Here is an 11,106-nt window from a genome sequence, read left to right as displayed (position 1 = left end):
CTACCAGCGAAAGCGGAAATTACGATGTCTTTTTTTGGCAAGCCGTTTTGGTTACAGCCAGCCAGCATGCTTCAAGCGCCAATACAGTAATAAACTAATTAAGGCGACGCCGCCGACCACGGTCGGATAGGCATATTCGCCGCCCAATTCGGGCATATGTTTGAAATTCATGCCGTATAAGCTAAACACCATGGTGGGTATGGCCAGAACCGCTCCCCATCCGGCCAAACGTTTGACGACTTCGTTCTGGCGCACGGTTTCGAAGGTCAAATGAACTTGCATGGCCGCCACCAGCATTTCCAGCATGCTGTGAATGGAGCGGTTTATGCGGCTGATATGGTCGGCGACGTCGCGAAAATATACGCGCACGTCTTTGGGAATGTTGATGTCGGCTTGATGCATCAACACGTTACAAATGTCGGCCACCGGTAATATGACGGCCTGCATTTGGATCAGCGAGCGCTTCAATTCGTAAAGACCTTCCATAGTCTGGCGGCCGGGGTGGTTTGCAAAAATAGCCGACTCCAGCTCGTCAAAACGTTCCTGCAAGCCATCCAAGACCGGCATATAGTTGTCGACTATGAAGTCCATCACCGCATATAGTGCGAAACCGGGACCTTTGGCCAATTGCTGCGGTAAGGCTTCGCAATGGGCGCGGACCTTTGTCAGGCTGTGCGAAGCGCCATGACGAACCGTTACCAGGAATTGATTGCCGACGAAGAAATGGGTTTCGCCGAATTCGATGCCGTGATCGGTCAAGGTTGCCGTATGCAATACCAGAAACAATGAGTCGCCGTATTCGTCCAATTTCGGTCGTTGATGTGCCGAGCGGGCGTCTTCGATCGCAAGCTCGTGCAGGCCGAAGGCTTTTTGGATCTCGCTGAGCAATTCGGGGTCGGGTTCGCGCAAGCCCAGCCAGACAAAAGTATTGGCTTGTTTGATGACGTCGACGACGTCTTCTATGCGAATGTCGCCTTGGCTTTTGCCGGATTTATAGGCGACGCCTTTCATGATCATGTTGTGGCCGGCTGCTTTCGTCAAAGTGGTTCTCCTAATCGGGCAGACTGCCGCCAAGTTGTTTAGCGTAAAAGATGGAAAAATTCTATCAGTCGCTTATTTTTGACAAAAAATAAAATGGTTTGCACGGTTACGAAGAAGTGCGCTTAAAATAAAAACCATTCCAAAATTATCCCGATTTCGTTAATAATAACGGATTTTATTAAAAGGCACCGAGCGCGTTCAGTCTTTATGAAGCTGGAAAAAATTAAACTGTCTGGTTTCAAATCCTTTGTCGATCCTACCACAATACCGATCAACGGCAACCTAACCGCGATTGTCGGCCCTAACGGATGCGGTAAATCCAACATCATCGACGCGGTGCGTTGGGTGATGGGGGAAAGCTCGGCAAAGCATTTACGCGGCGGCAATATGGCCGACGTCATTTTTAACGGATCGTCCGGGCGCAAGCCGGTCAGTATGGCGTCGGTGGAACTGGTATTCGATAACAGCGAAGGTAAAGCCGGCGGGGAGTATTCGAAATACGCTTCGATTTCGATCAAACGTCAAGTCAGCCGCGACGGACAGTCCTTGTTTATGCTGAATGGTTCTAAATGCCGACGCAAGGATATTACCGATTTGTTTTTGGGTACGGGGCTGGGGTCTCGAAGCTACGCCATTATAGAGCAGGGTACGATTTCGCGTATGGTTGAGGCCAAACCGGAAGACCTGAGGATACATATCGAGGAAGCGGCCGGTGTGTCCAAATATAAAGAGAGGCGCTCGGAAACCGAAACCCGCATGCGCCATACCCGCGAGAACCTGGAACGTTTGAACGATTTGCGCGATGAGGTCGAAAAGCAATTAAAAAATCTGGCTAAACAAGCCGAGAAGGCTGAAAAGTACACCGATCTAAAAAAACAGGAACGCCAATATAAGCAGGAATTGCTGGCGATGCGTTGGCAGAGTTTCCAACAAAATGCCCAGCAATTGGAAGCCAAGTTGCAGGCTATCGCCGAAGAACACAATCGTCTGTTCGTGCAGTTGCGCGACACGGAAAAAGCTATGGAATTGGAGCGCGGCGAACAAAAAGCGCAGCAGCAGCATTTGGACGCGGCCCAGGCCGAATATTATGCGGTGGTCGGTGAAGTTAGCCGTTTGGAACAAGCCATCAAGCACAGCGAAAAAACGCAAGAGGAAACCGCAATCGAGATTCAGCGCTTGAAGCAGCAGGCCGAGCACGCACAAGAGGAATGCGAGCTGGATAGGCAACAACTCGAAGAGATTCGGTACACTTTGGTGGAAGCCGAAGAGACCTTAATTGCAGCCAAAGCCAGAGAAGAAGATTTGCTGGGCCTACAGCAGGACGCACGCGACCAGAAACAGCAATGGCAGCAGCAATGGGAAGCTTTTTTGGCCGAGAATGCCGGCTATCGGGAACAGGCGGAGGTGCAGCGCACCAAGCTGGCTCATCTGCAGAACCAGAACCGGCAATTGCAAATACGCTTGGATAAATTACAGGGCGAACGCGGCGGTTTGGCGGATGAGCAAATGAAAATTGAGCTGGAAGCCTTGGAAGGCAGTATCGAAGCGATAGAATCCGAACGCGATCAATTACAACAACAGCTGGACAATGTATTGCAGCGTATTGCCGATCTCAGGCCCGAAATTAAGCGCTTACACGATCAGTTGCACGATAGCCGCGCTCAGTTGCAAAAGATAAACGGCAAAATCAGCTCGTTAGAGCTGCTGCAGCAGCATGCGATGGGCAAGGATAAAAAGGAGCTGATCGCTTGGCTTGAGCAGGTCGGCCTGGAGCAGCAGCCGCGGCTTGCGGAGTTTTTGGAAGCTGAAGAGGGCTGGGAAACGGCGGTGGAAACCGTATTGGGTAGTTATCTGGAAGCGATTTGTATCGATAGTGCCGAAAGTATTTTGACCGAGCTGCAGGAGCTCAATAAACAATCCTTGGTCGTATTCGAGACTAGGGCGGCTGCAAAAACGGGTGGGGTCGCGGATAAGGTAACTCTGGCCGGCAAGCTGCGCAGCGCCTGGGATTTATCCAGCCTATTGGACGGAATTTATTGCGCCGAATCGATGAAAACGGCCCGGCAAATGGAACTACGGGCGCATGAGTCTGCGGTATTGGCCGACGGTACTTGGGTTGGCCGAGACTGGATTAAGATTAGCCGAGGCAGCGACAGCAAAGCCGGCGTGTTGCATAGGGAAAAAGAATTGCGCGAGTTGAAACAGTGCCAGAACGATTTGCAATTGCTTATAGGCGAAGACGAACAGCGCTTGGAAGACTGCGAACACGCATTGAAAACGGCCGAAAGCAGCCGCGAGCATTACCAGCAGCAGGAAAAAAGGCTGGCGGCGGAATATTCGGCCAAAAGCGCGGAATTCAGCGCACAGTCGGCCAGGTTCGAACAACATAAGCGAAGATTGGAACAACTGGATCATGAAATCGCCGAAATCAGCGAGCATCTGGCCGAAAACGCCGAAAACATATCGGAATCTGAATTGCTTAAACAGGATGCCGAACTGTCTTTGGACGAAATGGCTGAAAAAAAGCGGCAATTGGAACAATTGAGCCAACAGATCCAGTCGCAGCAGCAAGATACCGATGCGTCGGTAGATGAAGCCAGACAGCATTTGCAGCGCTTGCATGCTCAGATCGAATCGTTGAAGACTTCGGAAGGGTTGACGCTCAAACAGATAGAGCGATTGCAGGTGCAACATCAACAATCGGCCGATCGCATTGCTGAACTGAAAAATAAATTAGAATTTACACTATCGCCGCTTGACGACGAAAAAATGTTGCTGGAACAATTGCTGCAAAAAAGGCAATTGTTTGAGGCCGAGTTAGCGGCCGAACGTCAGGCCCAACAGGCCAGCGAGCAATCCGTTAGCCAGTTGGCCGATCTGTACGCGACCACGCAACGGGAGTTGGAAAAACAAAAAGAAGCGCTGGATAAGATTAGATTTGAACAGCAGGATAGCCGAGTTCGACAACAGACCATGGCCGAGCAATTGACCGAAATCGATGCGGAACCGCAGGCTATTCTAGCCAACCTGCCGGAACAGGCCAATGAATCGTCATGGAAGCGCCGACTGGACGAGATTGACGACCAGATCGAAAAATTGGGTTCGATCAATCTGACGGCAATAGAAGAATATAAAACTCAATCCGAACGGATCAAGTTTTTAAATGAACAACATGACGATTTGGTCGAAGCGCTAAACACCTTGGAACAGGCAATCAGTAAAATTGATCGAGAGAGTCGTCAGCGTTTTCGCGAAACTTTCGATAAAATCAACAGCGGTTTGCAGGAAAAATTTCCGCGTTTGTTCGGCGGCGGCCAAGCCTATCTGGAGCTGACCGAACCGGACGTGCTGGAAGCGGGTGTTAATATCATTGCTCGACCGCCCGGCAAGCGGAATAGTTCGATACATTTGTTGTCGGGCGGAGAGAAGGCTTTGACCGCCGTGGCCTTGGTGTTTTCTATCTTCGAACTCAACCCCGCGCCGTTTTGTCTGTTGGATGAAGTGGATGCGCCACTGGATGATGCTAACGTGGTACGATTTTCGAAAATGGTGGAGGATATGTCGACGGCGGTTCAGTTCCTATACATTTCCCATAATAAGGTCACTATGGAAATTGCAAAACATTTGGCAGGTGTTACCATGAGAGAACCCGGGGTATCTAGAATGGTGGCGGTGGATATTGATGAAGCGGTGAGCATGGCGGAAAGCTAATGGATAAAGAATTATTGAGAGTCGTGATTATTTTGATCGGCATGCTGGTGATGATCGGCATGTTGATATGGCATTTCTTTAAATCCTTGCGCGAGCGTCGCGACGCCGATGACTACTTTGAGGACTCTGAGTATGATTTTCCCGGTGGAGAGTTTGAAGTAGACGAAGACGAAGACGAAATGGATCTTTTTCCATTGGATAACATAGTCGATGGCGACGCCTTGCTCGATGAAGAGACGATTAAGCCATTACATAAAGAATCGCCTAAGGCGGCCGCTCCCAAACCGGCGCCGGCAAAAAGAACCTTGCCTGCGCTGATCGAGTTCAGCCTCGTCGCTCGCGCCGATGAAGGATTTAACGGAGAGGATTTGTTTGAGGCATTTGAAAGAGTCGGCCTGGTCTACGGCAGCGTCAAGGTGTTCGAGCGAATCGATGACAACCGTTTGGTTGATTTCGCAGTTGCCAGCATGATCGAGCCGGGCACTTTTCCTGATACCGGTCTCGACCGGTTTTATTGTCCCGGCATTGTGTTTTATATGCAGCCGCGCGAAGTCGATGATCCGCTGACCGTGTTTGATGATTTCATGGAAACCATCGATATTTTAGCTACCGAGTTAGACGGTGTGGTTTGGGATAATCAACGGCAACCGTTAACCGCCGAAACCATAGCCCAGTTTCGCCAAATGTTGGCTGAGTAAGGCCCATTTACGGAATCATCGAGAGCAGTCCGCTCTCCTAATCACAGTCACAATAGTAGTCAATCAGTGGATCAAAAACATATTAGAAACTTTTCGATCATCGCCCACATCGATCATGGAAAGTCGACATTGGCGGATCGCTTCATTCAAATCTGCGGAGGATTAAGCGAAAGGGAAATGGAAGCGCAAGTGCTCGATTCGATGGATTTGGAAAGGGAGCGAGGCATTACGATAAAAGCTCAAAGTGTTACACTCAATTACAAAGCCGCTGACGGCGAAATCTACCAACTCAATTTCATCGATACGCCGGGCCATGTGGATTTTTCCTACGAAGTTTCGCGTTCTTTAGCCGCTTGCGAAGGGGCGTTGCTGATTGTTGATGCGGCGCAAGGCGTAGAGGCGCAAAGCGTGGCCAACTGTTATACCGCTATCGAACAGGGATTGGAGGTCTTACCCGTCCTTAATAAAATCGATTTGCCGTCGGCGGAGCCGGAACGGGTCATGTCTGAGATAGAAGACGTGATCGGAATTCCTGCCGACGAGGCCTGTCAAATCAGCGCCAAGACCGGGTTGAATGTGGAATCGGTTCTCGAGCAGTTGGTACGTAAGATTCCGCCGCCGACCGGCGATGAAGACCGGCCTTTGCAGGCATTGATCATAGATTCATGGTTCGACAACTATCAGGGAGTGGTGTCGCTAGTGCGCATCGTCAACGGTAGTTTGCGGCGCAAACAAAAGATTACCGTGATGTCGACCGGCAAATCTTTCCTGGTCGAAAAGTTGGGCGTCTATACGCCCAAGCAAACGGAAAAGCAGCGATTAGGTACCGGTGAGGTGGGCTTTATTATTGCCGGTATAAAGGATATTTTCGGCGCGCCGGTGGGGGATACGATTACGCTTACCGACTGCCCGGCTTCTGCGGCATTGCCGGGCTTTGAAAAGGTGCAGCCTCGGGTATTCGCCGGGCTATATCCGGTCAGTTCCGACGATTTCGGCGACATGCGCGAAGCGCTGGACAAATTGAGGCTGAACGATTCGGCGCTGAATTATGAAGCCGAGACGTCGCAGGCTTTGGGTTTCGGTTTTCGTTGCGGCTTTTTGGGTATGTTGCATATGGAAATCGTGCAGGAGCGATTGGAGCGCGAATACGATATCGATTTGATCACGACTGCGCCGACCGTGGTGTACGAGGTGGAAACCAATAACGGCGAAGTGATCATGGTGGACAACCCGGCAAAACTGCCTGATCCGGGCACGATAAAGGAAGTTCGCGAACCCATCATCTTGGCCAATATTCTGGTGCCGCAGACTTATCTGGGTAATGTCATTAACTTGTGCGTCGAAAAGCGAGGCGTACAGAAAAACATGCATTATGCAGGCGCGCAAGTTTCGCTGAATTATGAATTGCCGTTAAGCGAGGTGGTGTTGGATTTCTTCGACCGTCTAAAATCGGTCAGTCGCGGCTATGCGTCATTCGATTACGAGTTTTTGCGCTTTGATCCGGCGCCGTTAGTCAAATTAGATGTCTTGATCAACAGCGACAAAGTGGATGCGTTATCGATTATCGTGCATCGTGATCAAAGCCAGAGCCGTGGTCGGGATTTAGTCGAAAAAATGAAGGACCTGATTCCGAGGCAAATGTACGAAGTGGCCATTCAAGCGGCAATCGGTTCCAAGATTATCGCTCGCTCGACGGTCAAAGCGATGCGCAAAAACGTCACGGCCAAGTGTTACGGCGGCGATATCACCCGTAAGAAAAAATTGTTGGAAAAACAGAAGGCGGGTAAAAAGCGTATGAAACAGGTCGGAAGTATCGAAATTCCGCAGGAAGCGTTTCTGGCGGTGTTACAAGTCAACAAAGAATAACGGCAGTCAAACATGGATTACGATTTTTCTTTTTTTCTAGTGGCGGCCACAATGGTGACCGGTGTGGTTTGGGGCGCCTATTGGCTTTATTTGAAATGGGCGCACCAATCGTATGAGCTCGAGAAAGAGCCGTTGTTGGTTGAATACGCCCGCTCATTCTTCCCGGTAGTGCTGATCGTGTTGTTGTTGCGTTCCTTTTTGGTTGAACCGTTTAGGATTCCATCGGGATCGATGATGCCTACTTTATTAATCGGCGATTTTATACTGGTCAACAAATTCAGCTATGGCGTACGGTTACCGGTGCTTAACGATAAGATCATCGAGCTTGGGGAGCCGGAACGGGGCGATATCGTGGTCTTCCGCTTTCCGAAACAGCCGACGGTCGATTACATCAAAAGAGTCATCGGTTTGCCCGGCGATCGAATTGCTTATTTCGATAAGAAACTCTATGTAAACGGTCAACCGATTAAGCAAACGTCTTTAGGCCGTTATCAGGGCGTGGGCCAAGGCACAAGCATGACCGGGGCCGAACTTTTGGAAGAGAATTTGACCGGGGTTAATCATCAGATTTTGATTAGCAACGGTGTTCCGACCGTCGAGGACGTATTTGTCGTACCTAAGGGACAGTATTTTGTCATGGGCGACAATCGCGATAACAGCAATGATAGCCGCTATTGGGGTATGGTGCCCGAAGCTAATCTGGTCGGCAAGGCATTCTTAATTTGGATGAATTGGGATTGGCAGAATAACGGCATTGCTTTTAATCGGCTTGGGACTATTCTGCAATGAGTAATTTAGCTGACATGGGAGGGCCGAATGCAATCTTTGCCGAATAAACAACGCGGTTTAACTTTTATTTCTTTGGTTTTTATATTAGGTCTAATCGCTTTTTTTACGTTGCTGGTGCTGAAAATTGCGCCGATCTATTTCAATAACAGCAAAGTAAAAAACGCCTTGGCAGCGGTCGAGCAAAGCACGAATATTACCAGTAAAACCAGGCAGGAGATTTTAACCAGCATCGATAAGCGCTTTAATATGAATTACGTTGAATATGTGACCCACGACGATATCAAGATTGTCGCTCAGCCGGGTTATGTCAAAGTGAATGTCGATTACGAACGGGTCGAACCAATTATGGGTAATCTAAGCGTATTGGTGGAGTTTCACGAGGGGTTTGAAGTTGGTGATAAGTGATTAAAAAGCCGGAAGTACTTGCCGGAAAGTTGGGGCTGACATTTAGTCAGCCCCAATTGTTTAGGACGGCATTAACTCATCGCAGCGCGAGTGGCCATAATAACGAACGCTTGGAATATTTGGGCGACTCGGTACTGGGCTTTGTTATTGCCGAGAAGCTATATGCACAATTTCCGGAGGCTGGGGAAGGCATTTTAAGTCGTCTGCGTGCCAGTCTCGTCAACCAGAGCTCGCTAGCCGAATTGGCTAGGCAGCATAATATAGGCGATTACTTGATCCTAGGTTCGGGAGAACTTAAGAGCGGCGGCTACCGGCGCGACTCCATTTTGTCGGATGCGCTGGAAGCAATTATGGGTGCCCTGCTGTTGGATCAAGGGGTGGATGTCTGTCGGCAGTGGATATTGGATTTGTTTGCCGACAAATTAGCCGGTATTAAGCTGGATAGCTGGAACAAAGATCCCAAGACTCGCTTACAGGAATTGATGCAAGCCCGGAAAAAGGAACTACCTGTGTACGAACTGATCAGCATGTCGGGTGCCGATCATGCCCAAATTTTTGAAGTTAAATGCCGTGTACCGCTTATTATTGAAACTACGGTCGGTACCGGTATTTCGCGTAAAAAAGCAGAGCAGGCGGCCGCAGAGAACATGTTAATTCTGTTGGAAGATCAAGACTAATGCATTGCGGATATGTCGCGTTAATCGGTAGGCCTAACGTTGGTAAGTCGACCTTGATGAATCATCTATTAGGACAAAAGCTGAGTATTACCTCGAGGAAGCCGCAAACGACTCGGCACCGGGTCTTAGGGATCAAAACCACCGAAGCAGGCCAGGCGGTTTTTATGGATACGCCAGGCATGCACGGCGACGAAAAGCGGGTGTTGAACCGTTATTTGAATAAAACCGCCGAAAGCACTTTGCTTGGAGTGGATGTGGTCGTATGGTTGCTCGACGGTTTATTTTGGGATGAATACGATGAGCGGATTTTCGAAAAATTAAAACGCGCCGGTTTGCCTGTGATTTTGGCCGTGAATAAAATCGATAAAGTTAAGGATAAGGACGCGGTACTGGCGTTTTTTGCGGGAGCCAAAGAGAAATACCCGTTTGAACAGATCGTACCGATTTCGGCATTAAAAAATATCAACCTGGATGTATTGGAGCGCCATATTATGGCACTGTTACCCGAAGCGGAACCCATCTATCCGGAAGATCAGATCACCGATAGGCCCGAGCGCTTCTTTGTTGCCGAAATCGTAAGGGAAAAGCTTACGCGCCGATTGGGAGACGAACTGCCTTATGCGCTCACCGTCGAGATCGAGATGTACGAAGAGCACCCCAACCTGACCAAAATATACGCCAATATCTGGGTCGAGCGTAGCAGTCAGAAAAGCATCGTCATCGGTAAACAAGGTGAGATGCTGAAAAAAATCGGTATCGAGGCGCGTGCCGATATCGAGAAACTACTCGACCAAAAGGTTTATCTGCAATTGTGGGTGAAGGTAAAAAAAGGCTGGTCCGACAGCGAGCGCGCCCTGCAGAGCTTGGGGTTTCTCGACAGCGAGTAACACGCAATGGTCGAATCTGCGGTGTATCTGCAGCCGGCATTTATTCTGCAACACCGGCCGTATCGAGAGAGCAGTGTGCTGCTCGATGTATTTACCCGCGACTTTGGTATCGTTTCTATCTTGGCTAAGGGCGTGCGGAAAAACAAGTCGAAGACAGTTGGGCTACTTCAGCCTTTTTCATTATTGCGGCTTACCTACCTCGATAAAAACGAGCTAAAAGTCCTAACACATGCCGAATATGTCCTCAGCTATTCCTTGGAAAGGCTCGGCTTGTATTGTGGCTTTTATGTCAACGAATTAGTGCAGAAGTTTTTGCATAAACACGATCCGCATCCACATCTATTTTGTTGTTATCAGGGTTGTCTACAGGCCCTGCTGGACCGGGAATGTATAGAACAAAGCTTGCGTTATTTTGAATTAGATTTGTTAAATGAAACGGGTTATGGTGTTCAGTTGGATATAGAACAAGTCGGCAATAGTAAAGTCGGCGTTTATCGTCGCTATAAATTTCTTTCCGGCGTTGGTATAGTCGAAGATAGTAACGGCTATGTCGGAGGAAATACCTTGCTGGCGCTGAGCGCTAAACGGGCTTTGGTCGGAGAAGCGTTGGCCGAGACGAAACGTTTGCTGCGCGAAATGTTAGATGTGCATTTGCAAGGGCAGCCATTGAAGAGCCGCGCGGTTTTGGCGAGGATCGTAAAATATCTATGAGGGTAAGTCAGCTGTTTAGCGGGGCCGAGCTTAGTTCCTTGCCGCTATATTCGATTATTTAAACATCCATTTGTGAATCAGGATTCAATGGAAAAACAAATTATTTTATTGGGTGTAAATATTGATCATGTTGCGACCTTGCGTCAAGCTAGGGGCACCCGTTATCCGGATCCGATACAAGCGGCTCTGATTTCGGAACAGGCGGGTGCCGACGGCATTACCGCGCATTTGAGAGAAGATAGGCGTCATATTCAAGATAGGGATATCCATTTGTTGAAAGATCTTTTGCATACCAAGCTGAATTTGGAGATGGCGGTTACC

10 protein-coding genes are annotated in these 11,106 nt (G+C 49.2%); 9 read left to right on the top strand and 1 reads right to left on the bottom strand.

What is annotated here, in order from left to right; genetic code table 11:
• Positions 1-51: 51 nt before the first annotated feature.
• The gene (gene corA / locus ACW73I_RS17205) at positions 52-1,017 is read right to left on the bottom strand and encodes a magnesium/cobalt transporter CorA (protein ID WP_458030710.1); all 966 of its coding nucleotides are present in this window, start codon (positions 1,015-1,017) and stop codon (positions 52-54) included.
• 231 nt (positions 1,018-1,248) lie between these two features.
• On the opposite strand from corA, the gene smc reads away from it, so the two are divergent.
• From smc to ACW73I_RS17160, 9 genes are all read left to right on the top strand, one after another.
• On the top strand, positions 1,249-4,752 hold the full coding sequence (gene smc, locus ACW73I_RS17200) for a chromosome segregation protein SMC (protein WP_458030660.1): 3,504 nt from the start codon (positions 1,249-1,251) through the stop codon (positions 4,750-4,752).
• A complete protein-coding gene (locus ACW73I_RS17195; protein ID WP_458030659.1) occupies positions 4,752-5,450 on the top strand; it encodes a cell division protein ZipA C-terminal FtsZ-binding domain-containing protein in 699 nt (232 codons plus the stop codon). Before smc ends, ACW73I_RS17195 begins: the two co-directional genes overlap by 1 nt.
• A gap of 66 nt (positions 5,451-5,516) precedes the next feature.
• Complete coding sequence (gene lepA, locus ACW73I_RS17190) at positions 5,517-7,316, top strand: translation elongation factor 4 (RefSeq protein WP_458030658.1); 1,800 nt, start codon at positions 5,517-5,519, stop codon at positions 7,314-7,316.
• A 12-nt stretch (positions 7,317-7,328) separates the two neighbouring features.
• The gene (lepB, locus tag ACW73I_RS17185) at positions 7,329-8,105 is read left to right on the top strand and encodes a signal peptidase I (protein WP_458030657.1); all 777 of its coding nucleotides are present in this window, start codon (positions 7,329-7,331) and stop codon (positions 8,103-8,105) included.
• A gap of 27 nt (positions 8,106-8,132) precedes the next feature.
• Positions 8,133-8,510, top strand: a complete 378-nt coding sequence (locus tag ACW73I_RS17180; RefSeq protein WP_458030656.1) for a DUF4845 domain-containing protein — start codon at positions 8,133-8,135, stop codon at positions 8,508-8,510.
• The gene (rnc, locus tag ACW73I_RS17175; protein WP_458030655.1) at positions 8,507-9,187 is read left to right on the top strand and encodes a ribonuclease III; all 681 of its coding nucleotides are present in this window, start codon (positions 8,507-8,509) and stop codon (positions 9,185-9,187) included. Before ACW73I_RS17180 ends, rnc begins: the two co-directional genes overlap by 4 nt.
• Complete coding sequence (gene era / locus ACW73I_RS17170; RefSeq protein ID WP_458030654.1) at positions 9,187-10,074, top strand: GTPase Era; 888 nt, start codon at positions 9,187-9,189, stop codon at positions 10,072-10,074. Before rnc ends, era begins: the two co-directional genes overlap by 1 nt.
• Positions 10,075-10,080: 6 nt before the next feature.
• On the top strand, positions 10,081-10,785 hold the full coding sequence (gene recO, locus ACW73I_RS17165) for a DNA repair protein RecO (RefSeq protein WP_458030653.1): 705 nt from the start codon (positions 10,081-10,083) through the stop codon (positions 10,783-10,785).
• Between the two features lie 87 nt (positions 10,786-10,872).
• Positions 10,873-11,106, top strand: a 234-nt coding sequence (locus ACW73I_RS17160) for a pyridoxine 5'-phosphate synthase (protein WP_458030652.1), incomplete at its 3' end; no start/stop codon positions are given.

It is taken from the genome of Methylomonas sp. MgM2, from assembly GCF_054172045.1.
The sequence above is the reverse complement of the archived record's forward strand: the minus strand, read 5'-3'. Positions and strand labels throughout refer to the sequence as shown.

What these genes read in the sequence shown, in the direction of transcription:
- corA (WP_458030710.1), bottom strand. Translation starts at nt 1,017, where the DNA reads ATGATCATGAAAGGCGTCGCCTATAAATCCGGCAAAAGCCAAGGCGAC.
- smc (WP_458030660.1), top strand. Translation starts at nt 1,249, where the DNA reads ATGAAGCTGGAAAAAATTAAACTGTCTGGTTTCAAATCCTTTGTCGAT.
- ACW73I_RS17195 (WP_458030659.1), top strand. Translation starts at nt 4,752, where the DNA reads ATGGATAAAGAATTATTGAGAGTCGTGATTATTTTGATCGGCATGCTG.
- lepB (WP_458030657.1), top strand. Translation starts at nt 7,329, where the DNA reads ATGGATTACGATTTTTCTTTTTTTCTAGTGGCGGCCACAATGGTGACC.
- ACW73I_RS17180 (WP_458030656.1), top strand. Translation starts at nt 8,133, where the DNA reads ATGCAATCTTTGCCGAATAAACAACGCGGTTTAACTTTTATTTCTTTG.
- era (WP_458030654.1), top strand. Translation starts at nt 9,187, where the DNA reads ATGCATTGCGGATATGTCGCGTTAATCGGTAGGCCTAACGTTGGTAAG.
- recO (WP_458030653.1), top strand. Translation starts at nt 10,081, where the DNA reads ATGGTCGAATCTGCGGTGTATCTGCAGCCGGCATTTATTCTGCAACAC.